This is a genomic window from Pseudomonas sp. FW300-N1A1 (genome assembly GCF_058789115.1).
The window spans coordinates 82,072-103,337 of record NZ_JBYTBK010000005.1 but is presented as its reverse complement, the minus strand read 5'-3'; the positions used below and the strand labels follow the sequence as shown (position 1 = coordinate 103,337).

Here is a 21,266-nt window from a genome sequence, read left to right as displayed (position 1 = left end):
GTGCCAAAAAACGGCCCGGCGTCGCCGCCGGACCGACCCTTTCCAGACCTAACGGCGACTCATGATGGAACCACCGCCGCCGGTGCGCGCAACGCGGCACGAGCGCGCTGGCGGAAGCTCGCCAGGTAGCAGAGCAGCCCCGCGAAGAACCCCAGCCCACTGACCAGGCGCGCCCAGAACAAGCCTTGCAGATGCTCGACCGTGGCCATGAACGGCAATGCACTGCCGTCCTCTGCCCAACGTTGCAGCAACACCTGCACCACGCCGGCGGCGGTGAGCATCAGGGTGATCAGCACCATCGACAGGGTCATCAACCAGAAGCCCCATATCTCCAGGGTCTGCGAGCGTTCGTCGGCGGCCTCACCGAGCCCGCGCAGGCGTGGCATGGCGTAGCTGATCAAGGTCATCACGATCATCGCGTAAGCGCCATAGAACGCCAGGTGCCCGTGGGCGGCGGTCAGTTGCGAGCCATGGGTGTAGAAGTTGACCGGTGCCAGGGTGTGCAGGAAACCCCAGACCCCGGCGCCGAAGAAGGCGGTCACGGTGGTGCCCTTGGCCCACAGCGTGGCGGCGCGGTTCGGGTGCTGCCGGCGGCGGTTCTTCACCATGCTGAAGGCAAAGATCACCATGGCCAGGAAGGGCAGCGGCTCCAGGGCCGAGAAGATCGAGCCCACCCACAGCCAGACCTCGGGTGCGCCGATCCAGAAGAAGTGGTGACCGGTGCCGATGATCCCGGTGATCAGCGCCATGGCGATGATCACGTAGAGCCATTTTTCCACCACTTCCCGGTCCACCCCGGTGATCTTGATCAGCACGAAGGCCAGCATCGAGCCCATGATCAGTTCCCACACACCCTCTACCCACAGGTGCACCACCCACCACCAGTAGAACTTGTCGCGGGCCAGGTTGCCGGGGTTGTAGAAGGAGAACAGGAAGAACACCGCCAGGCCGATCAACCCGGTCATCATGACCATGCTGACGGTGGTCTTGCGGCCTTTGAGCAGGGTCATGCCGATGTTGTAGAGGAAGCCCAGGCACACCACCACGATGCCCATCTTGGTGATGGTCGGCTGCTCCAGGAACTCCCGGCCCATGGTCGGCAACAGCTCGTTGTGGGTCAGCTTCGCCAGGCCCGCATAAGGCACCAGCAAGTAACCGAGAATGGTCAGTACACCGGCGGCGGCGAACACCCAGAACAGGATCAGCGCCAGCTTCGGGCTGTGCAGCTCACGGTCGGCCTCCTCCGGAATCAGGTAGTAGGCGGCCCCCATGAAACCGAACAGCAGCCAGACAATCAGCAGGTTGGTGTGCACCATCCGCGCGACGTTGAAGGGAATGACCGGGAACAGGAAGTCCCCTATCACGTACTGCAGGCCCATGATCAAACCGAACAACACTTGGCCCAGGAACAGGATCAGGGCAAATACGAAGTAAGGTTTGGCCACGGCTTGCGAGGCGAACTTCAGATGTGGATTGGCAATGCTCATCACTCAGCCCTCCTTGTTTGGCGGCCAGCCATTGGTATTGATTTTCGAGCTCCACTTGAGGAACTCGGCGATGTCGTCGACTTCCTGCTCACTCAGGTTGAATTGCGGCATCGCCCTACGCCCGGGTACGCCCAGGGGCTGCATCTTCATCCAGGCATGCAAGAAGGGTTTGAACGCCTCCTCGCCGCCTCGGCGCTGAAACACATTGCCCAGTTCAGGCGCGAAGTAAGCGCCCTCGCCCAACAACGTGTGGCAACCGATGCAGTTGTTTTGCTCCCAGACCGTCTTGCCGCGGATCACTGATTCGGTCAATTGCGCTGCATTGCTGCGGTCGGGAAAGGTCTGCTCGGTGTGATAGGTCAAGGCCAGGAATATCAGGAAGAAGAACACACTCCCCCCGAAATAGATGTTCCTGGCCATGCCTTTGGTGAAGGTCTCTGACATGGTCGCTTCCTCTTTGCTTGGCCCGTCCATGATAGGAAGCGAGGGTCTGGAATCTGCTTGATGACGATCAAGAAACGCCGATGGTTTCACTCGGGTATTGGCGCCAGGAAGCCAGGCACATACCTGCGGCGAGGGAGCTTGCTCCCGCTCGGCTGCGTAGCGGCCGCATTTGCACCTGCTTTCTATCCGAATATCGCGGTGACTGGTTTTAGGGCCGCTGCGCGCCCCAGCGGGAGCAAGCTCCCTCGCCACAGGTTGGTTAGCTGCCTGACACCAGCATCAATCCCACAACGGCTGCCAACACCAGCGCCCAGCTCACCATCAACCCTCGCCACAATCGTGGTGCGCGGCGCAGCTCCATGAAGCCATCGGTGATCAGCCAGGCCTTGCCGACCGCCACCAGCAAAATGGCCACGGACAGCGACCACGTCGCGCCGGACTGTGCCAGCACCACCGTGCACACGCTTAACGTCGCCAGTGCGGCCCAACAGACGAGCAAAAACCTGGAAACTGACATCAGCCCCCCCATCAATTCAGAACGTAGACCAGCGGAAAAAGCACGACCCAGATCAGATCGACCATGTGCCAATACAGCACGCCGGATTCAAATCCGCTGCGGTTGCCGGCGTCGTACAGGCCACGACAGCAACGCTCGGCCAGCCATCCGAGAATGACCATGCCAAGCAATACGTGAAGAAAATGAAACCCGGTGAGGATCCAGTAGAGGGTGAAAAAGGTGTTGTGCTCCATGCCCAGCCCCGAGGCCAGCAAGTGCCGGTATTCAGTGAGCTTCAACACCACGTAGACGCTGGCGGCGAACAGCGCTGCCAGCAGGTAGACAGCGCCGTGGCGAGGCAATGAGCGCCTGACTTGCTCCTGGGCCAGCGCGGCGAACAGCCCGGCGGTGAGAAGGCTCAGGGTCATCGCCAGGCCAGTGGACGTATTGAGCAACTGACGGCTTTCGACGAACAGTTGCGGCTTGATTGCCTGGGTCACGGCGAATGCCAGAATCAGGATGGCGAACACCGTCAGCTCGGCGAGGATGAAAAACCACATCGCCAGGTCCCCCGGCAAGTGGCGACGCGAGCGCCCGGCGGTGTCAGCCGAAGTAGACATCAACCACGTCCATCAGCGCGGCCACCGTCACCCCGTCATCGCTCAGCGGCTCGGCCAGGCAGGCCAGGCAGGCCTCGCGGGGATTCATGCCGGCACCGATCATGCGCGCGGTGAAGATCAGCAAGCGTGTGGACGCCACTTCTTCCAGGTCATGTTGATCCAGGCGACGCAATGCCTGCCCCAACCCGACCACCTGGTTTGCCAGCGCGGCGTCCACCCGGGCCTCGCGAGCGACGATGCGCGCTTCCTCGGCGGGCGCCGGGTAGTCGAAGCGCATCGCCACGAAACGTTGGCGGGTACTGGGCTTCATGCCCTTGAGCAAGTTCTGGTAACCGGGGTTATAGGACACCACCAACATGAAGGATGGCGGTGCCCGCAGCACTTCGCCGGTGCGCTCCAGGAACAACTCACGACGGTCGTCGGCCAATGGATGCAGGACCACCACGGTGTCCTGGCGGGCCTCGACCACTTCGTCGAGGTAACAGATGCCCCCTTCGCGCACCGCGCGGGTCAGCGGCCCGTCCTGCCACCAGGTGCCCTCGGCGCCAATCAGGTGCCGGCCGATCAGGTCGGCGGCGCTCAAGTCATCGTGGCACGCCACGGTATGCAACGGCAGGTTCAGGCGGTGGGCCATGTGCTGGACGAAGCGGGTCTTGCCACAGCCCGTGGGGCCCTTGATCAGGACTGGCATGCCATGCTGCCAGGCCTGTTCGAACAGCGCCTGCTCATTGTTCAGCGGTTGGTAGAAGGGTTCGCACGCATGCCTGGGGTCCATGGGATACCTGATTCGATAGCGGGTTCAAGGAACACGCTACGGGCCCCAGCGATCACTCGGCAAGCGCCACGGCCGGCAAACTTGATCGCCGTCAAGCGCACGGCCAGCGGCTCACACCGTGCGCGAAAACAGGCCTTTTTGCCCGTCCCCGAGGTAGGCGTCAAACGCCATGGCCGTACTGCGCATCATCAGGTACCCCTGCGGCAGCAGGTGCAAAGCGTCGGCATGAATCTGCACCAGACCGTCACGAACATGCTCCTGGAGTTGCCCCAGAGCGTCGGCAAAGTACTCTCGAAAATCGATGCCATGGCGCCTTTCGTACCGGGCGAATTCGACTCGGCCATGGCACATCAGGTCGCTGATCACCTCCCGGCGCAACAGGTCGTCGGCACTCAGGCGGTAACCGCGATGCACCGGCAACAGGCCTTGATCGATCCGCGCGTAGTACTGCGAAAGCTCCTTGACGCTCTGGCTGTAGCTGTCGCCGACCTTGCCGATCGACGACACGCCCAGGCCGATCAAGTCACAGTCGGCATGGGTCGAATACCCCTGGAAGTTACGCTGCAAGGTGCCATTGGCCCGGGCCCGTGTCAGCTCGTCCTCGGGCAAGGCGAAGTGATCCATGCCGATGTAGACGTAACCGGCCTCGGTCAGACGGCGGATGGTCAGTTCCAGCAACTCCAGCTTGCGCTCGGGCGGCGGCATGTCGGCCGGGCGAATCAGCCGTTGCGCGCGCACCAGTTCCGGCATGTGGGCGTAACTGTAGGCGGCGATCCGGTCGGGGTGCAGTGCAATGATCTTGTCCAGGGTGACACCGAAGCTGTCCACCGTTTGCAACGGCAGGCCATAGATCAGGTCGACGCTGACCGACTTGAAGTGCGCCTCGCGCGCGGCAGCGACCAACCCATAGATCTGCTCTTCGCTTTGCTGGCGATTGACCGCCGCCTGTACCGCCGGATCGAAATCCTGCACGCCGAAGCTCAGGCGATTGAAGCCCAGCCCACGCAGCGTGTGCACCTGCCCGGTGCTGATGGTGCGCGGGTCGACCTCAATGGAGAACTCGTGGTCATCGCTGTCATCCAGGTTGAAGGCCTGATGCAGGCACGCCATCAGCTCGGCCAATTGTTCGTCGCTCAGGTAAGTCGGTGTGCCGCCCCCCAGGTGCAGTTGCGTGAGTGTTCGAGTGCGGTCGAACAAGGCCGCCTGCATAGCGATCTCGCGCTTGAGGTAGCCCAGGTACTCCACGGCGCGCTGGGGCTTGCGGGTGATGATCTTGTTGCAGGCGCAGTAGTAACAAAGGCTCTGGCAGAACGGAATGTGGATGTAGGCGGACAGCGGCTTGGGCACGGCCAACTGGTTGCTGGCCTGCACCGCTTGCCGATAGTCGTCGACCGCAAAGGCCTGATGGAACTGCGGCGCGGTGGGATAGGAGGTGTAGCGCGGCCCTGGGCGGTCATATTTGCGGACCAGGGCACGATTGAAATCAAAGACAGGCATCATGATCGATCAACTCTTGAGAGGATGAGTGCCCAGGAGGGTTCACGTCCTGTTCGAACACCCGGCAGATAGCGTCCACCTCCAGCCGTCCGGCCGGAAGAATGCTGATAAAGCGCTCCGAGAGCTCGACCAGGCCGTCCTCGCTCATCTGCTGGAGGCACTGCCAGGCGGCGGCGAAGTACTGGCGGAAAATCAGTCCGTAACGGCTTTCGATGGCCCGGATATCCAGCTCCAGGTCACAGGCCAGGCGCTCCATCACCAACTGCCTGACCTGATCGCCCGCCTCGCAGCGCCAGCCACGGCAGATTGCCAACTGGCCGCTGTGCAACTGCTGCAGATAGTGCTCAGGGTCCTCGGTATTTTGCGCATACAACTCGTCAAACTGGCTGATGGCGCCCGGCCCGAAGCCGACATGATCGCAGTAGCCGTGGCGGGTGAAGCCGTGGCAGGTACGACGCAAGCGGCCGCGTTCCTGCGCGATCGCCAGGTCATCGTCGGGGCGGACAAACTGCCCCAGGCCAATGGGCTGATACCCGGCGGCCAGCAGCTGTTCAAAACTGATCCGGCGCATCGCGCCCTTGGCGTCCTCGCTGCAGGCATCGGCAGCGTGGTGCCCATGCCGGTAGCGCGGTGGCGGCTGGGCGTAGTCGAATACCTGCACGCGATCCGGCTCCAGCTCGATGATGGCCGCCAGTTTCAGGGCGAAGCTGTGCGGGGTCTGCCAGGCGTGGCCGTACCCCAGGTCGACGTTGACGGAGCGATAACCGAAGGTACGGGCGGCATCGATCAGCGAGTGAATGGGTGCGGGGTTCTGGTAGCAGGTCGCTGACCGCTCGCCGTCGGTGCCGATGTCCGGGACACCGATGCTCACATGATTGAACCCCTGGTCACGCAGCAAGCCCATCATCGCCCAATCGGTGTGATGCAGATCGACATCGACGCTGTAGTCGCCACACTCGTGGCCGAGAAAGTTGAACCGGTTGCGCAGGTGCGCCATCAGCCGCTGCAAAGGCTGCGCCTGCGGGGTTCCACCGCCCAGGTGGAATTGCTCGACACGTTGCCCCGCCCCCAGGTGACACCCCAGCAGGTCGATCTCGCGCAGCAGACACTGAAAATGGGGGTCAGACCTGAAGCCTGCGGGAAGCTGCACGTTCAACGACAGCGGACGACACTTCTGGCGACTGACGCGCAATGCCCGCAGCACATCCAGAGATCCGATCCCGCCATGAAACTTGCGGGTGTCGGCATGACAATTGGGGTCGAGCACGCCTTGGTCGTGGCGAACGAAAGGCTCGCGGCGGGCGTGGAGTAAATCGGCCATGACAGAGCTCCGAGACTGGCTGCAGGTCGCCAGTGTCCGGCGTTATCGCTCAAGGCTCCTTGATTTGCATCAAGCACCGGTGCCGCGCCGCACCACCGTCTGTCCCGTTCACCAGGTCAGATAGAACATGCCTTTGGCCAACAGTACGATGGCCACCATGTGCCCGAACAGGCTGTGGTGAATCACATTCAGGTAACGGGCCTTCATGCGCCCGCGCCTGAACAGGAACATCGCGGTGAAGAAATGCATGAGCACGCTGACGGCCAACAGGATTTTCAACAGCAGCAAGGTGCCGAACGACGATGCCAGCGGCGCGGCCAGGACCGGCAGGTAGCGCAACCAGACCATGCCCAGCCCGGCACCGAACAACGCCAGCAAGACCCAGGGCATCAGGGTCCTGGCGCGCCGACCGATGCCCTGCTCGAGCAACAGCATGACCTTGGCCGGTAGCTGCTTGCGGATGCTTTCCAGGAACAGGACTTCGAAGAACACCGTGCCGATAAACACCAGCGCAGCAAACAGATGCACGATCAGCAGCAGCGGATAGCTCATGTGCCCCCCGGAACAGCTTCGGCCCAGCGTTGTGCCGCCTGGTGATCGCTGTCGCGCCCCTCGACCCACTGCGCGCCTTGTGCCCCCTGCTCCTTCTTCCAGAACGGCGCACGGGTTTTCAGGTAATCCATGACAAAGGCACAGGCCTCGAAAGCCGCCTGACGGTGACTGCTGGTGACGCCGACGAAAACGATCGGGTCCCCCGGCTGCAAGGCGCCGACCCGATGGATGAGTTCCAGGCCTAGCAGCGACCAGCGCTGGTGGGCCTCGTCGGCGATCTTGCCCAGGGCCTTTTCGGTCATGCCCGGGTAGTGTTCAAGGAACATCCCGCACACGTCCTGGCCCGCGTTGAAATCCCGCACATATCCGACAAAGCTCACCACCGCGCCCACCCCTGCGCTGCCGGCCTGCAGGGCGTTGACTTCGGCGCCGGGATCAAAACAGGCGGCCTGCACTCGAATCATCGTCTCAGCCCCCTGTCACGGTGGGGAAGAACGCCACTTCATCGCCGTCCTTCAGGGGTTCGTCGAGCCCACACATGTCCTGGTTGCGGGCACACATGAGGTGCTGCTCGGCCAGTACCTGCCAGGCGCCGGAGCGGCCTGCCAGGTGCTGGCGCAATTGATCGAGCGAGGCGAACTGCCCCTCGATGACTTCGGCGTCGCGCCCCACGGTTTCGCGGTAGCGGGAGAAATAATGCACAGTGAGTTTCATGGGGTTGGCGCCTCATAGATGCCGCTCTTGCCGCCGCTCTTGTGCAGCAAACGCACCGACTCGATGCTCATGCCACGGTCCACCGCCTTGCACATGTCATACAACGTCAAGGCGGAGACACTGGCGGCGGTCAACGCTTCCATCTCGACCCCGGTCTGCCCGGCCAGCTTGCAGCCTGCGACGATGCGCACTCGATTGTCGCTCTCCAGGCTCAACGTCACGCTGACGCTGCTCAGGAGCAACGGATGACACAGCGGAATCAATTCGCTGGTGCGCTTGGCCGCCTGGATCCCGGCAATCCGCGCCACCGCGAACACGTCTCCCTTGGGATGGCCACCGCTGACAATCAACTGCGCGGTGTCGGCACGCATCCGCACCCAGGCTTCGGCAATGGCTTCGCGGCAGGTCACGCTTTTTTCGGTGACATCGACCATCCGCGCGTGGCCATCGGAATCGAGGTGAGTCAGCACAACTTCGCTCATGGGCAACAGACCTTGTGGTTTCGACGACAGCAACGGGTTGTCGTGCAGGCTACAGCGTCGGCTGACTCGGGCGATTGACGGTGATCAAGAATCCCTCACGACCGGGAAAACCCGAAAGGTGCAGACGGGTGCTTTTCGAATGGGCAATCGCCAGTAAACTATGCGCTTACCACCTGACGCATGCTGCGCATGAGAACCGATATGAACACCCAGTTTGAGACAAGTGATGCCCCTGAGCACAGGATCCCGCGTGATGGAAACCTTCACCACGCCCCTCATCTGCCGACGGTGGTAACCCCATGATCGAGGTCACCGAGGTTTCCATTGCCCAACTGCGCGCAGCGCTCGAATCAGGCCAGACCACGGCGGTTGAGCTGGTCCAGGCCTATCTCGCCAGGATCGAGGCCTACGACGGCCCCGAGACGTCCACCGCCCTCAACGCGGTGGTGGTGCGCAACCCCGACGCACTCATTGAGGCGCAGGCCTCCGATGCCCGTCGGGCCAAGGGCCAGACACTGGGTCCGCTCGATGGCATCCCCTACACCGCCAAGGACAGTTACCTGGTCAAGGGGCTCACCGCAGCCTCTGGCAGCCCGGCCTTCGCCACCCTGATCGCCCATCGCGATGCGTTCACCATCGAACGGCTGCGCGGCGCGGGCGCGATCTGCCTGGGCAAGACCAATATGCCGCCCATGGCCAACGGCGGCATGCAGCGCGGGGTCTATGGTCGGGCGGAGAGTCCGTACAATGCGGACTACCTCACCGCCCCCTTCGCCTCGGGCTCGTCCAACGGCGCAGGCACCGCCACCGCGGCCAGTTTCGCCGCGTTCGGCCTGGCGGAAGAAACCTGGTCCAGCGGACGGGGTCCGGCCTCGAACAATGGCTTGTGTGCCTATACACCGTCACGCGGGGTGATCTCGGTACGCGGCAACTGGCCGCTGACACCCACCATGGACGTTGTGGTGCCGTTCGCCCGAACCATGGCGGACCTGCTCGAGGTGCTCGACGTGGTGGTCGCGGAGGACCCCGACACCCGGGGCGACCTGTGGCGCATGCAACCCTGGGTGCCCCTGCCGAGCGTCGCCTCGGTGCGTCCGGCCTCCTATCTGGAGCTCGCCGCGAATGCCTCGGCACTGGCGGGCAAGCGCCTGGGCGTGCCGCGCATGTACATCAACGCCGACCCCGAAGCGGGCACGGCGGATGCGCCAGGTATCGGTGGCCCGACAGGCCAGCGAATCAATACCCGGCCCTCGGTGATCGGGCTCTGGGAAGCGGCTCGCCAGGCACTTGAAGCCGCTGGCGCCGAAGTGATCGAGGTCGATTTCCCGCTGGTCTCCAATTGCGAGGGTGATCGTCCCGGTGCGCCGACCGTATACAACCGGGGCCTGGTGTCCAAGGAGTTCCTGCACCATGAGTTGTGGGACCTGACGGCCTGGGCGTTCGATGACTTTCTCCAGGCCAATGGCGACCCCAGGTTGAACCGCCTGGTCGACGTGGACGGACCGCTGATTTTCCCCCACGACCCGGGAACCCTCCCCAACCGGGAAGGCGACCTTGCCGCGGGCATGGATGAGTACGTTCGGATGGCCGAGCGAGGCATTACCCCCTGGGACCAGATCAGCACCGTGCCTGACGGTCTGCGGGGCCTGGAACAGACCCGGCGCATCGATCTCGAGGACTGGATGGACCGGCTGGGGCTCGATGCGGTGCTGTTCCCGACAGTGGCCGACGTGGCGCCGGCGAATGCCGATGTCGATCCGCAGTCGGCGGACATTGCCTGGAGCAACGGTGTCTGGGTCGCCAACGGCAACCTTGCCATCCGCCATCTGGGCGTGCCCACGGTCACCGTGCCAATGGGCGTCATGCCGGACATCGGCATGCCCGTCGGGCTGACCTTTGCCGGTCGGGCCTATGACGATTCGACGCTGCTGCGCTTGGCCTCGGCATTTGAGTCGACCGGGACCCAGCGCCTGATCCCGCCTCGAACCCCACCGCTGCTGGCGGACAAGCCATAGCCGTTGGCGGGATTGGGGCCGTGTACGCTCCAATCCCGCCCGGGGCCTCGGCCCGGAAGCCGTCGCTGCCAACCGATCGCATCCAGTACCACGAGGCCGTTGACGCCACCGAGTAACGGCAGCATCTGGCCGTTAACCGCTGCGCCTACAGATACCGCGCGATATTGCCCATCCCGCGCGCCACGTACGCTTCCTTTTCCCCCACCGGGGCCACGTAGTGCAATGCGCTTTCGGCCGCTTCGACACCTTCCAGGCGCGCAATGACCCAGGCCGCGAGATAGGGCGAGGCCAGGCATCCGCCAGCCGTGGCGACGTTGCCTTTGGCGAAGAACGCCTGGTTCAGCACATCAACGCCAGCCGCCTGGACCCAGGGCTTGGTGGTCAGGTCGGTACACGCCGGCACGCCATCGAGCAGACCCAGTTTTGCCAACACCAGGGTGCCCGAACATTGCGCCCCCAGCAGTTGCCGTGACGGATCAAGTTGCAGTTGCCCCATCAGGGCGCTGTCGGCGACGACTTCGCGTGTCAGCGAGCCACTGCCGATGATGACCGCCTCGGCTTCACTGGCCTCATGCAGCGTGGCAGTGGACTCGATCACCACCCCGTTCATCGAGCGGACGCGGGCGCTCGGGCTGGCAATCGATACGCGCCATCCCGGTTTCTTGACGCGGTTGAGAACGCCGAGCGCGATGAGGGAGTCGAGTTCGTTGTAACCTTCGAACGTGAGAATCGCGATATGCATGAGGGGGCCTTCGCACAGACGTGACTGGCAGCCGCCGCAGGTCGGCGGTTGTACAGGCGCAGGCTATGGCGAATAATCAGTACAATCAAATTATTGTACTGGATACAACGCCATGGCCCGCTCCCGCTACAAGTCCCTGGTGGACGCGTTCGCCGCCGACATTCGTGCCGGACGCCTGACACCGGGTACGCGCCTGCCCACCCACCGCGAACTGGCGACCCGCGAAGGCCTGGCACTGGCCACCGCGACCCGTGTCTATGGGGAGCTGGAGGCCATGGGGCTGGTCAGCGGCGAAGCCGGGCGCGGCACCTTTGTCCGGGAGACCTCGTTACCGCCAGGGTTGGGCATCGACCAGCACGCAGTCGCTTCGGGCGTACTGGATCTGAACTTCAACTACCCCGCCCTACCCGGTCAGGCCGAGTTGCTGCGGGGCGCCTTGCGCCAGTTGGCGACGTCGGGCGATCTGGAAGCCTTGCTGCGCTATCAGCCCCACGGCGGCCGTCCCCATGAGCGCGCCGCCGTGGCCCGGCATCTGCGTTGCAGGGGCCTGGACGTCGGTGAGGAACAGGTGCTGATGGTCAGTGGCGCTCAGCACGGCCTGGCGACGACCGTCATGGGGTTGCTGCGCCCGGGCGATGTGGTGGCGACGGATGCGCTGACCTACCCCGGTTTTAAAGTCCTCGCCGACACCCAGCGCCTGGAGTTGGCGCCCATCCCCTCTGCCGGCTGCGAACCGGACCTGGATGCCCTGGCGCACCTGTGCAAACGCAGAAAGGTACGGGCGGTGTACACCATGCCGACCCTGCACAACCCGTTAAGCTGGGTCGCCAGCGAGGACTGGCGGCAACGCCTGGTGCGCATCGCCCGCGAGCATGATCTGATCATCATCGAAGACGCCGCCTATGCCTTCCTCGCCGAAGATCCGCCGGCGCCCCTGGCGGCACGGGCGCCGGAAAGAACGGTGTACGTGTCCGGCCTGTCGAAAAGCGTCGCCACCGGCCTGCGCGTCGGCTTTGTCGCGGCGCCTGTCGGCTGGGTCCCAGCCCTGGAAAGAGCCATCCGCGCCACGGTCTGGAACACCCCGGGCGTGATGACCTCGATTGCCTGCCAGTGGCTCGACGACGGCACGGTCACGCGCCTGGAGGGAGAGAAACGTCGGGATGCCGCCCACCGGCAAACCCTGGCCAGGGCCGCGTTGTCCGGCTTGACCTGCATCAGCCATCCCAACTCCTACTGCCTCTGGCTGCCGCTGGGCGAAGAGGTTCGAGCCGACCGGATCGCGACGGCACTGATGGAGCAGCAGGTTTCAGTGTCCACCGCCGAGCCCTTCGCAACCTCCGCCCACCCGCCTCACGCGATCAGGCTCGCATTGGGTTCGCTGGCGCTGGACACGCTTGAGCAAGCGCTCGCCAGGGTCAAGCAGGTGGTAGAGGCTCATTCTTTCTGAGGGCCGCCGGGAGAGCCGGCAGGCGATAGCATTTTTCCAGCTTGCCGCCTTTTCCCTTGAGCGCAATCGGTCTAACAAGCCCGACTTGCTTCGAGCAAGCTTTGCTATCCTGAAGGTGTAGGTGAAGACGCAGACTGATGCGCAAGAGGATAGCAAGGAAACGTGGGGCGCGTTCCGAAGGGTACACGGTTAGAAAGATCTCCGCGCTGGGATCCAGCCCTTATGCCGTGTGAAGCAGAAAAGCCCAATTTGAATAATCTTTTCTGTGAGAGGCCTGATAAACCTTGTAAGCCGGAGACCAGCACCGGCCACCTACTCGATTTCCAAAGCCCGCCTTGTGCGGGCTTTTTCGTATTTGAGACCAAGCGCGGGCTCCCTCGAAAATCCGATACCGGATGTCTGGTATCGGACTTTTTACATCCTTTTCAACTGCACTTACTCGGTCCAGGTGATTTCTCCATAGCCCCACACCAAGCTGTAATCTACTTTTTTGACTCGTAAACAATCATGACTTACAGTGATAAAAATTAGTTTACACGATGACTTGAAATGACCAGGTTACGAGACGACATTAAGGTTTACATCGAATCGACACTGGGTGTGGAGGCGCACCTGAACCCGACCTCTGAACTGAGGGTTCCCTTTCATATCAAGGATGCCTACACCCTCCTCCACCTGAACATTCTGATCAGCAGCAAATCGACACTCTCGATGCTTCTGCTACTGCCTGTGGAAGATGAATACCCCGGCGCCGTGGCACTCGCAAAACACATCACGCTAGTACGAAAAGCAACGGACGAGGTGGTGGTGTACGTGTGCAAATCCCTATCGGCGCCTGAGCGCCGCAGCCTGATCGCACATCACATCAATTTCATCCAGCCCGGCTACCAGATGTTCATTCCTGAGCTTGCCATGGATCTGCGCGAGAGCGTTCGCACCCGTAGAAATGAAGAAGAGGTAACGGTCTTGCTACCCGCAGCACAGGCCATGTTACTGGGCTGTCTGACTCAAGACTGGGGAAGCGATACGCTCTATACGTCTAATGCCATCATGGGCGGGTTCAACTACAGCCGCGTTACCCTCTCCAAAGTGATTAACCAGCTTCTGAAACTACGCATTCTGGAAGCCGCGCCAAGCCAGGGGTTCATGAATTTGTATTCGTTCGGATCTTCTCGTACTCGGGTTTTCAGCCATGCACGCCGGTACATGCGCTCACCCGTCAAGCGAAAGGTCGCCATCGACAGAAAGCTACCCTTGGTGAACGGCGTTTTTCTCGCCGGCGAGACCGCGCTCGCGAAATACACAATGCTTGCCGAGCCCGTACAGCCGGTCTATGGCATGACCAAGAAACAGTTCGATGCCATGGTCGAACAGAACGCGCTCAAGGTGGCGGACTCAGTGGATGAAACCAGGGCATGGGTCGAAATCTGGGCCTACAGAAGCCTAAAGACTGAAAACCATATAGCAGATGAAGCATCGTTACTGCTGAGTCTGGAGGACAACCCGGATGAACGTATCCAGATAGCACTGGATGAAATCAAGGAGAAGGTCGAATGGCTGAAATCAGAGGACTAGATGTTTTCGCAAAGCACTTCATCGCCTATCGCGATCAGTACGTACTGATTGGTGGTGTTGCCTCCTGGCTGACGATGGATGAGGCCGGGGGAATCGTTCCGGACCACCAAGGATCTGGACATCGTTCTGGTCATTGAGGCACTGAATACTGAGTTTGTTGTCCACTTCTGGGACTTCATCAAGGCAGGTGGATACCAGATCAAGCAAGTTGGTGGCGAAAGACCCATTTTCTACCGTTTTCAGAATCCGGAAAATGATACTTTCCCCGTACAGATTGAACTGTTTTCTCGTGCTCCCGAAGGGCTTGAGCACCCCGAGAATGCCACCCTGAGACCCATTCCCACAGACGAATCGGTATCCAGTCTGTCCGCAATTCTGCTCGACGATACCTACTATGCATTTCTCATGGATGGCCTGCAGAACACTGCAGCAGTGACCTACATCAAGGCCGACCGGCTGATTCCATTCAAAGCGGTTGCTTGGCTCGACTTGTCAGCCCGTAAACGGGCCGGGGAGCAAGTAGACAGTAAGAACATTCGCAAGCATCGAAATGATGTATTGCAGCTGAGCGGTCAATTGACAGATGACCCCCATTCAATTGCCAGACAGCATCTGGAATGACATGAGAGCGTTTCTGGATCGCCTGGCGAAAGAAGAAATTGATCTGAAGGCCATTGGCCTGAAGGGAACGCTGGACAGGATCATTGAGCGCCTGACGGCGAGTTTCGGATTGCAGTAACAAGACACCTGACGTTTCGTATTGGGCGCCAGGCCAGCCCCCTCGGACCGAGGAACGCCCACCCGTCCGGGTGAGCGCTCGCTGGTCTATACACTCAAGCCTTGCTGCCTGGCTCGGGCAACGCGGCCATGGCGGACGAGCGGGCCAGCAGGTAATACAGCAGGCCTGGCACCACCAGCCCGACGATCCAGGAAATATCCACGCCACCCAACTGCGCGACCATCGGTCCCGAGTAGAAATGGGTGTCGACAAACGGCAACTGGATCAACACGCCGACGACGTACGTCCCGATCCCCAACAGGTTCCAGCGACCATACCGCCCCGCTGGATCGGACAATGCCGGGATGTCATAGCGCTCTTTGTTGATGAAGTAGTAATCCACCAGGTTGATCGCGCTCCAGGGGGTGAAGAAGGTCAGCAGGAACAGGATGAAATATTTGAACGAGGTGAGAAACGAGTACTGCCCCAGCAGCGCCAGCGTGGTGGATGCCGCGACAATCAGCAGCACGAACACCATGCGTTGCCCGGCGGTAATCTCCAGGCGACGGCGGAAGCCGCTGATGATGGTGGCCACGCACATGAAGCTGCCGTAGGCGTTGAGGGTGGACACCGTGACCTTGCCGAAGACCACGCTCAGGTACAGCAAGGAGGCCATCACCCCGGTGCTGCCCAGGCCGACGATGGTCGCGACTTCATGCCCACGAAAATTGGCCCCGGCCAACGCCGCGGCAAACACCCCCAGCACCATCGACGCCTGGGCGCCCAGCACCGTACCCAGGCCGACGGCGGCGAAGGTTTTCCACGACGACGTCTTGCTCGGCAGGTAGCGCGAGTAGTCGGCCACGTAGGGACCAAAGGCGATCTGCCAGGATGCCGACAGGGACACCGCCAGCAGGAAGGTGCTCCAGCTGAAGTGGCGATTGTCCAGCAACAGGCCGATGTCGTTGAGGGTCATCAGGCGGGTAAACAGGTAAGCAAAGGCAATGATGCCCAGCACACTGGCCACCCGGCCCACCAGGTGAATGACCCGATAGCCGAAGATCGTCAGGAACGCGATGCAGGCGGCAAAAATCAGGATGCCGGCGCTGTCGCTGACACTGATCAACTGGGCGATGGCCTGCCCTGACAGCACCGCGCCGGTGGCGCTGAAACCCAGGTACATCAGGCACACCAGCACAATCGGGATGGCCGCGCCATAGACGCCGAACTGCACGCGGCTGGAGATCATCTGCGGCAACCCGAGCTTGGGCCCCTGCGCTGCGTGCAGCGCTACCACCGCGCCGCCCAGCAGTTGACCGATCAGCAAGCCGATCAGCGACCAGAACACATCGCCACCCAGCACCACGGCCAGGGCCCCGGTGACGATGGCGGTGATCTGCAGGTTGGCGCCGAGCCACAAGGTGAACTGACTGTAGAGACTGCCGTGACGCTCGGCCTCGGGAATGAAATCGATCGAGCGTGTCTCGATCAGTGAACTGCGTTTGGGACTATCGATGACCTGGGTCATGGGGGTGTTTCCTTGGCGGAACCGAAAGCGGCTGTTGTTTTTGTTGTACGGCCGTGAACTTAGAATGTTTTGCTGGCGCTGGCTACCACCGTGGCCCCGCACAGGTCGTCATAGCCATACCAACTGGCGCATTCGCTTTTTGACAGGTCGGTGTCGACATAGCTCAGCCCCCAGGTCACGCCCACGAAGTCACGGGTCAGCTTGGCCTCCCACTCGTAGTAGGACTCGCGATTATCACCGCTGGCAGTCCAGAACGCCGGATCCTTCACGTCGTTGTGCCCCACGCGCAGGTCCAAGCCGAACTCGGCCGGTAAGGCGAGTGTGTAGCCCAGGTAGGCGTACAGGGTGTCCTGGTCTTCACCAAAGTAGTTGGGCGTATCGTTGGAGTAGTTGGCGCCAAGCTTGACCCCGTACAGGTCAAGGACGGCGTAGACCTCACTCATGTTGAATTGGCCTTCCTTGGGGTAGTCGTACTTGATGTAGCCAAGGTCGAGGCTGATGGCCTCGGTCGCCTGCCAGTAGTAGCCGGCGTAGTACTCGAGCTCCTGGCGCGTCTTGTAGCCACCGCCAAAGTCCACGTTCGAGGTCCAGGCGCCGATGTACAGGCCACTGCTGTGCAGCAATGTGGCGCCACCCTGAATCGCCGGGTCGCCCAGGGTCTGCGAAATACCACGGGTGCGATAGTCGCTGACGGCGCCCAGGGTGACGTCGAGGCTGAAGTCGTCATTGAGGGTCAGGGCCTGTGCGGTCAGGGGGGCCAGTATCAGGCCGGCCAGGGCGAAGATTGAGCGTGCGTTCATGTAAAACCCTTATTGTTGTTTTTGAGTGTGCGGGTAATTTCGGGCAAGGCGATGCCAGGCCCCTCGATGCGGGAGGAGCCAGGCAGTTGTTGCGTGCGACGGGTGAAGCGCTGGTCAGGACGCCGGGCCGTACACCTGTTTGCCGGCAAAGAAGGTGTTCAGGACCTTGGTTTCGGACAGGTCCTCGTTGCTGACCTTGAACACATCGCGGTCGAGGATGATCAGGTCAGCCTGCTTGCCGGGCGCCAGCGAGCCGATCTGTTTCTCCAGGCGCAGGGTCTTGGCGGCGTTGAGGGTGTAGGCCTGGAACATGGTCTGGCGGTCGACGCTTTCCTTGGCGTTCAACACTCCCAGCGGCCCCTTGCGCGTGATGGCCTGGGCAATGGCGTTCCATGGGTTGGGGCTGGACACCGGCCAGTCACTGGCACCGGCGATCATCGCCCCGGCGTGTTGCAGGGAATTGGCCGGGTACTGGTAACCGTAGGCAAAGGCGCTGATGTACGGCTTGACCAGTTCGACCGTGTAGCTCTCACCGGTGGCCCAGAGCAATTGCATGGAGGCGATCACCCCCAGTTGCTTGAAGCGCGGGAACTCCTTGGGGTTGACCAGTTGCAGGTGGCTGATGCTATGGGGCATCGGCTGCGGATTGAGCTTGCGCGCGTATTCGAAGCCATTGAGCGACTCACGCACGGCCCGGTCGCCGACCGCATGCATGTGCACGATCCAGTCACGCTTCTCCGCCGCCACCACCAGCTCACCGAAGTGCGCCGGGTCGATCAGCAGTTGCCCGTTCTTGTGGCTGTTCTTGAACGGTACGATGACCGCGGCCGTTTGCCCCGGGTACTCCAGGACACCGTCGGCAAACACCTTGATCCCGGGGAACGTCAGGTTGGGCACACCCTCGAACTTCTTCATCACCGTGGCCAGGACTTCCAGGTCTGCGGGCTTGCTCTTGGGGTTGGTCACCAGCAGCGCCGCGACGTGGGCAGTGAGTTCGCCCTTCTGCGCCAGCTCACGGTACAGCGGCAGTACGCCGACACTGTCCGGGGTGGCCTTGAAGTCGAACAGCGAATCTTCGCTGCCGCCGTTCGAGGCCGCGTCCATCCAGGCGGTGACGCCATATTCATTGTTGATCTTCACCGCCTCGCGGGCGGCCTTGACCATGGTCGCTTCATCCGGCGCGGGAATGCCGTTGCGCACCTTGTCCCAAAGCGACTCGGCAAAGTAGCCGTTAGGGGTGAAGTCCTTCTCGTGGCCCACATAGCTGCGCTCTTGTTCCGACAGGCCCTTGACCATGACCGCGTCGATCTTCAGGCGCTTGAGCATGGCGTTGTTGGCCCAGCCGGTATGCCCATCGATCCCGCTGAAAACGATCGGCTGGTCGGCCCAGCGGCCCTGGTTGAATACCTTCCCGAGCTCGCGGCTTTTTTCCCAGTAAGCCGAACTCGTCCCGGCAATGCTGATCACGTCACCGGCACGGGCTCGGCCTGCCTTATCCTGCTCGATCAACCACTGCTCAAGCTCCGGCATCGGCTTGACTTCGTCCAGCAGGTTGGCGCGCAGGCTGTCGAACGCGCCCACCACCGGGTGGCTATGGGTATCGATCATCCCGGGCATCAGCACCTTGCCCGCCAGATCGATACGCTGGGTACTGGCGTCGGCCAAGGCGTTGATTTCGGCATCGCTGCCGACCTTGAGAATCTTGCCATCCTGCACCGCCACCGCCTGGACCAGCCCCTGCCCGGGTTCGGCGGTAAACACCTTGCCGTTGAACAGTACGAGATCGGCGGCGGCCATCGCCTGCACCGAGGATAAGGCCAATGCGGCGGCCAACAGGTTTGGAATAAATCTTTGCATCGGAACGCTCTCTAGTTTTCTATTGGGCGGATCGGGAAATCGAAGCCTGGGTCGACGCCGTCGGCGCAAGGCCGGTGAACGGTGCCTTGGCCCACACCACCTTGCCGCCGACCAGGGTCAGCAGCACGCTGTTGCGAGCCAGTTCCTCTTCAGGTGCTTGCATGAAGTTCTTGTCCAGCACGATCAGGTCAGCGAACTTGCCGACCTCAAGCGAGCCGACGACGGCCTCCAGGCGCAGTTGCTCGGCGGCATTCAAGGTGATGGACCGCAGCACTTCGGCCCGCGTCAATGCAGGGTCGCCATTGAGCCTGCCGGCGTACTTGGGGCCATAGCTGTGGGGGTTCAGCGGATCGCCCGAGCGGGTTACGCCAATCTTCAGCGCGAGGAATTCATCCAGCGGGTCAACCGGCCAGTCACTGCCATAGGCCACCCGACCACCTGCGCGGCTGATGCTGCCCGAGGGCTCCATGCGGGCAAAACGCTCGGCGCCCAGGTGCTCGTTGGTGCCGTCGACCGTGGACGGCGCCTGCTGGGCCCACTGGAATGACATGTTGGCGGTCACATCCAGCGCCTTGAAGCGTCCGTAATCGGCGGGGTCCACCGTCTCGGCATGGGTGATCGCCGGGCGGAACCCATTGCCGGGCATTTGGCGGCGCACGTATTCGATGCTATTGAGCGCGTCGCGCACCGCCCGCTCCCCAGTGGCGTGCAGATGCGGGTCAAGGCCGGCCTGGACCGCCTGCAGCAGCAACGGATTGAGCACTTGCGCCGGGAAGTACAGTTCGCCGAGGTTTTTCCCGGGGGTCCACTGGGGCGCCTTGTCGGTTCCGGTGTTGTGCAGGTAGGGGGTCAACAGGGCTCCGGTATCGGCCGGGGCGTTGATGATGCCGTCCATGAACAGTTTGACGTGACGCATGTTCACCCCCGGCGCCACCTTGGCCTCGCCCTGGTCGAAGGTGCTGGCCAGCGCCTTGGCCTCGGCGATGGTCTTGGCCGGGTCCGCTGAGGCGGCGGCCGGGTCCAGTTTGATCGCCAGCAAGGCCCGGGCCGTCAACTCACCTGACTGTTGCAGGGCGCTGAAGGCCTTGGCGTTTTCCGGGCCCGACAGGGCGTCGAAGAAGCTGGTAATGCCCTGCTGACGCAGAGCATCCAGCGCGGCACGGGCCTGGTTCAGCTTCTCGGCGTCAGTGGCCGGCGGCACCACCGCGGCCATGGCCTCGGCCGCTCCGTCCTCGCAGATGCCAGTCGGATTGCCGGCACTGTCGCGGGCGTACTTGCCGTCGCCCGGGTTGACGGTGTCCTTGTTGATGCCGGCGAGCGCCAGGCCACGGGAGTTGGTCAACACGGTATGGAAGTCGGTGGAACGGACCTGAATCGGGCGATCCGTCTTCAGTGCGTCCAGGGTCGACTTGTCGGCGTCGCCGTCGAGCCCGGTCATGCCCATGCGGTCCCAGCTGCCCACTTCGAGCCAGACATCGGGCCCCTTGTCCTTGTCGGCATCCAGGCACGCCTGAATGCTCGCCTGGAACGCCGCCCGGGTCATCGTCTGGTACTTCAGGTCGCACAAGGTCATGGCGCGCCCGCCGTCACCCGGGTGCATGTGGGCGTCGATGAAGCCCGGCATCAGCATGCGCCCCGCCAGGTCCACCTGCCGTGTCTGCGCACCGATGTACGGGCCGAGCCCGGCATCGCTGCCCACATAGACGATCTTGCCGCCCGCGATGGCAATCGCCTGCTGCACGGAGTTGCGACCATCGACGGTGTAGACGTAACCGTTGCGCATGACCATGTCTGCCGGCGCTGCGGCCTGCACCTGCCCCATCAGGGCCGTGCAGGAAAGCGCCGTTGTCGTGGTAATGGCGATAAACAGCCTGGACAATCTCAAATGCCTCACCCCTGTTCTTATAATTGTGGAAGTGGCCCTGACACGCTGCCGTGCAACCTGTGAGGTATGCAGGGCACACCCTATAGAACGCAGGAGCGGAAAGGACCTCCACAAATGAGGAGGGGCAAGAGCAGGCTTACGCCCACAAAGACAGGTAAGCACCCACCAATCAAGCCGCGGAGCATGTGTACGACGCCTCTGTTCTTGACTGAACGTTGTCTTCGTGGCGAGGGAGCTTGCTCCCGCTGGGGCGTGAAACGCCCCCAACAAGATGGTTGCGGTCTTTCAGGTAAACCCCGGTGACGGGCCCT

At 62.2% G+C, this 21,266-nt stretch carries 20 protein-coding genes; 4 read left to right on the top strand and 16 right to left on the bottom strand.

Annotated elements, in window-relative coordinates; all coding sequences use genetic code 11:
• Window positions 1-59 precede the first annotated feature (59 nt).
• From AC3WQN_RS06220 to moaC, 11 genes are all read right to left on the bottom strand, one after another.
• On the bottom strand, window positions 60-1,487 hold the full coding sequence (locus tag AC3WQN_RS06220; protein WP_103402030.1) for a cbb3-type cytochrome c oxidase subunit I: 1,428 nt from the start codon (window positions 1,485-1,487) through the stop codon (window positions 60-62).
• A gap of 3 nt (window positions 1,488-1,490) precedes the next feature.
• Complete coding sequence (locus tag AC3WQN_RS06215) at window positions 1,491-1,931, bottom strand: c-type cytochrome (RefSeq protein WP_095082456.1); 441 nt, start codon at window positions 1,929-1,931, stop codon at window positions 1,491-1,493.
• A 259-nt stretch (window positions 1,932-2,190) separates the two neighbouring features.
• A complete protein-coding gene (locus AC3WQN_RS06210) occupies window positions 2,191-2,448 on the bottom strand; it encodes a cytochrome C oxidase subunit IV family protein (protein WP_103402029.1) in 258 nt (85 codons plus the stop codon).
• Window positions 2,449-2,459: 11 nt separating this feature from the next.
• The gene (locus tag AC3WQN_RS06205) at window positions 2,460-3,047 is read right to left on the bottom strand and encodes a cytochrome c oxidase subunit 3 (protein WP_103402028.1); all 588 of its coding nucleotides are present in this window, start codon (window positions 3,045-3,047) and stop codon (window positions 2,460-2,462) included.
• A complete protein-coding gene (locus AC3WQN_RS06200; protein WP_103402027.1) occupies window positions 3,031-3,822 on the bottom strand; it encodes a CbbQ/NirQ/NorQ/GpvN family protein in 792 nt (263 codons plus the stop codon). Before AC3WQN_RS06200 ends, AC3WQN_RS06205 begins: the two co-directional genes overlap by 17 nt.
• 111 nt (window positions 3,823-3,933) lie before the next feature.
• A complete protein-coding gene (hemN, locus tag AC3WQN_RS06195; RefSeq protein ID WP_103402026.1) occupies window positions 3,934-5,322 on the bottom strand; it encodes an oxygen-independent coproporphyrinogen III oxidase in 1,389 nt (462 codons plus the stop codon).
• Window positions 5,306-6,640, bottom strand: coding sequence for an oxygen-independent coproporphyrinogen III oxidase (locus AC3WQN_RS06190; protein WP_103402025.1), 1,335 nt, complete (start codon window positions 6,638-6,640; stop codon window positions 5,306-5,308). The genes hemN and AC3WQN_RS06190 overlap by 17 nt, the downstream gene beginning before the upstream one ends.
• A 108-nt stretch (window positions 6,641-6,748) precedes the next feature.
• Window positions 6,749-7,192: a CopD family copper resistance protein gene (locus AC3WQN_RS06185; protein ID WP_103402024.1), complete on the bottom strand. Its 444-nt coding sequence runs from the start codon at window positions 7,190-7,192 to the stop codon at window positions 6,749-6,751.
• Entirely contained in the window at window positions 7,189-7,656 is a 468-nt protein-coding gene (gene moaE / locus AC3WQN_RS06180) for a molybdopterin synthase catalytic subunit MoaE (RefSeq protein ID WP_103402023.1), read from the bottom strand. Before moaE ends, AC3WQN_RS06185 begins: the two co-directional genes overlap by 4 nt.
• Window positions 7,657-7,660: 4 nt before the next feature.
• Window positions 7,661-7,906: a MoaD/ThiS family protein gene (locus AC3WQN_RS06175; RefSeq protein WP_103402022.1), complete on the bottom strand. Its 246-nt coding sequence runs from the start codon at window positions 7,904-7,906 to the stop codon at window positions 7,661-7,663.
• Window positions 7,903-8,376: a cyclic pyranopterin monophosphate synthase MoaC gene (gene moaC / locus AC3WQN_RS06170; RefSeq protein ID WP_103402033.1), complete on the bottom strand. Its 474-nt coding sequence runs from the start codon at window positions 8,374-8,376 to the stop codon at window positions 7,903-7,905. The genes AC3WQN_RS06175 and moaC overlap by 4 nt, the downstream gene beginning before the upstream one ends.
• A 311-nt stretch (window positions 8,377-8,687) precedes the next feature.
• Between moaC and AC3WQN_RS06165 the strand changes: the two genes are divergently transcribed.
• Complete coding sequence (locus tag AC3WQN_RS06165; protein WP_103402021.1) at window positions 8,688-10,403, top strand: amidase; 1,716 nt, start codon at window positions 8,688-8,690, stop codon at window positions 10,401-10,403.
• A gap of 145 nt (window positions 10,404-10,548) precedes the next feature.
• Here AC3WQN_RS06165 and AC3WQN_RS06160 read toward each other — a convergent pair whose 3' ends face one another.
• Window positions 10,549-11,145 carry a DJ-1/PfpI family protein gene (locus tag AC3WQN_RS06160; RefSeq protein WP_103402020.1) on the bottom strand — a complete coding sequence of 199 codons (597 nt, stop codon included), beginning with the start codon at window positions 11,143-11,145 and terminating at the stop codon, window positions 10,549-10,551.
• A gap of 112 nt (window positions 11,146-11,257) precedes the next feature.
• Between AC3WQN_RS06160 and AC3WQN_RS06155 the strand changes: the two genes are divergently transcribed.
• The 3 genes from AC3WQN_RS06155 to AC3WQN_RS06145 all read left to right on the top strand — a co-directional run bounded on the left by AC3WQN_RS06155 (window position 11,258) and on the right by AC3WQN_RS06145 (window position 14,788).
• Complete coding sequence (locus AC3WQN_RS06155) at window positions 11,258-12,592, top strand: aminotransferase-like domain-containing protein (protein WP_103402019.1); 1,335 nt, start codon at window positions 11,258-11,260, stop codon at window positions 12,590-12,592.
• Window positions 12,593-13,141: 549 nt separating this feature from the next.
• Window positions 13,142-14,167: a hypothetical protein gene (locus AC3WQN_RS06150; protein WP_103402018.1), complete on the top strand. Its 1,026-nt coding sequence runs from the start codon at window positions 13,142-13,144 to the stop codon at window positions 14,165-14,167.
• A gap of 78 nt (window positions 14,168-14,245) precedes the next feature.
• Complete coding sequence (locus tag AC3WQN_RS06145; RefSeq protein WP_256587344.1) at window positions 14,246-14,788, top strand: hypothetical protein; 543 nt, start codon at window positions 14,246-14,248, stop codon at window positions 14,786-14,788.
• A 212-nt stretch (window positions 14,789-15,000) separates the two neighbouring features.
• Here AC3WQN_RS06145 and AC3WQN_RS06140 read toward each other — a convergent pair whose 3' ends face one another.
• From AC3WQN_RS06140 to AC3WQN_RS06125, 4 genes are all read right to left on the bottom strand, one after another.
• Entirely contained in the window at window positions 15,001-16,413 is a 1,413-nt protein-coding gene (locus tag AC3WQN_RS06140) for a purine-cytosine permease family protein (RefSeq protein WP_103402017.1), read from the bottom strand.
• 59 nt (window positions 16,414-16,472) lie between these two features.
• Entirely contained in the window at window positions 16,473-17,213 is a 741-nt protein-coding gene (locus tag AC3WQN_RS06135; protein WP_103402016.1) for a TorF family putative porin, read from the bottom strand.
• A 114-nt stretch (window positions 17,214-17,327) separates the two neighbouring features.
• Complete coding sequence (locus AC3WQN_RS06130; RefSeq protein WP_103402015.1) at window positions 17,328-19,070, bottom strand: amidohydrolase; 1,743 nt, start codon at window positions 19,068-19,070, stop codon at window positions 17,328-17,330.
• A gap of 19 nt (window positions 19,071-19,089) precedes the next feature.
• Window positions 19,090-20,955, bottom strand: a complete 1,866-nt coding sequence (locus AC3WQN_RS06125) for an amidohydrolase (protein ID WP_178081955.1) — start codon at window positions 20,953-20,955, stop codon at window positions 19,090-19,092.
• Between the last annotated feature and the right edge of the window lie 311 nt (window positions 20,956-21,266).

Bases quoted from the DNA above. Each gene is read 5' to 3' on its own strand.
- AC3WQN_RS06145 (WP_256587344.1), top strand. From the start codon at position 14,246: ATGAGGCCGGGGGAATCGTTCCGGACCACCAAGGATCTGGACATCGTT.
- AC3WQN_RS06215 (WP_095082456.1), bottom strand. From the start codon at position 1,931: ATGTCAGAGACCTTCACCAAAGGCATGGCCAGGAACATCTATTTCGGG.
- AC3WQN_RS06130 (WP_103402015.1), bottom strand. From the start codon at position 19,070: ATGCAAAGATTTATTCCAAACCTGTTGGCCGCCGCATTGGCCTTATCC.
- AC3WQN_RS06160 (WP_103402020.1), bottom strand. From the start codon at position 11,145: ATGCATATCGCGATTCTCACGTTCGAAGGTTACAACGAACTCGACTCC.
- AC3WQN_RS06140 (WP_103402017.1), bottom strand. From the start codon at position 16,413: ATGACCCAGGTCATCGATAGTCCCAAACGCAGTTCACTGATCGAGACA.
- AC3WQN_RS06135 (WP_103402016.1), bottom strand. From the start codon at position 17,213: ATGAACGCACGCTCAATCTTCGCCCTGGCCGGCCTGATACTGGCCCCC.
- AC3WQN_RS06220 (WP_103402030.1), bottom strand. From the start codon at position 1,487: ATGAGCATTGCCAATCCACATCTGAAGTTCGCCTCGCAAGCCGTGGCC.
- AC3WQN_RS06175 (WP_103402022.1), bottom strand. From the start codon at position 7,906: ATGAAACTCACTGTGCATTATTTCTCCCGCTACCGCGAAACCGTGGGG.
- AC3WQN_RS06185 (WP_103402024.1), bottom strand. From the start codon at position 7,192: ATGAGCTATCCGCTGCTGCTGATCGTGCATCTGTTTGCTGCGCTGGTG.
- AC3WQN_RS06210 (WP_103402029.1), bottom strand. From the start codon at position 2,448: ATGTCAGTTTCCAGGTTTTTGCTCGTCTGTTGGGCCGCACTGGCGACG.
- AC3WQN_RS06205 (WP_103402028.1), bottom strand. From the start codon at position 3,047: ATGTCTACTTCGGCTGACACCGCCGGGCGCTCGCGTCGCCACTTGCCG.
- AC3WQN_RS06200 (WP_103402027.1), bottom strand. From the start codon at position 3,822: ATGGACCCCAGGCATGCGTGCGAACCCTTCTACCAACCGCTGAACAAT.
- AC3WQN_RS06165 (WP_103402021.1), top strand. From the start codon at position 8,688: ATGATCGAGGTCACCGAGGTTTCCATTGCCCAACTGCGCGCAGCGCTC.
- moaE (WP_103402023.1), bottom strand. From the start codon at position 7,656: ATGATTCGAGTGCAGGCCGCCTGTTTTGATCCCGGCGCCGAAGTCAAC.
- AC3WQN_RS06190 (WP_103402025.1), bottom strand. From the start codon at position 6,640: ATGGCCGATTTACTCCACGCCCGCCGCGAGCCTTTCGTTCGCCACGAC.
- AC3WQN_RS06155 (WP_103402019.1), top strand. From the start codon at position 11,258: ATGGCCCGCTCCCGCTACAAGTCCCTGGTGGACGCGTTCGCCGCCGAC.
- AC3WQN_RS06150 (WP_103402018.1), top strand. From the start codon at position 13,142: ATGACCAGGTTACGAGACGACATTAAGGTTTACATCGAATCGACACTG.
- hemN (WP_103402026.1), bottom strand. From the start codon at position 5,322: ATGATGCCTGTCTTTGATTTCAATCGTGCCCTGGTCCGCAAATATGAC.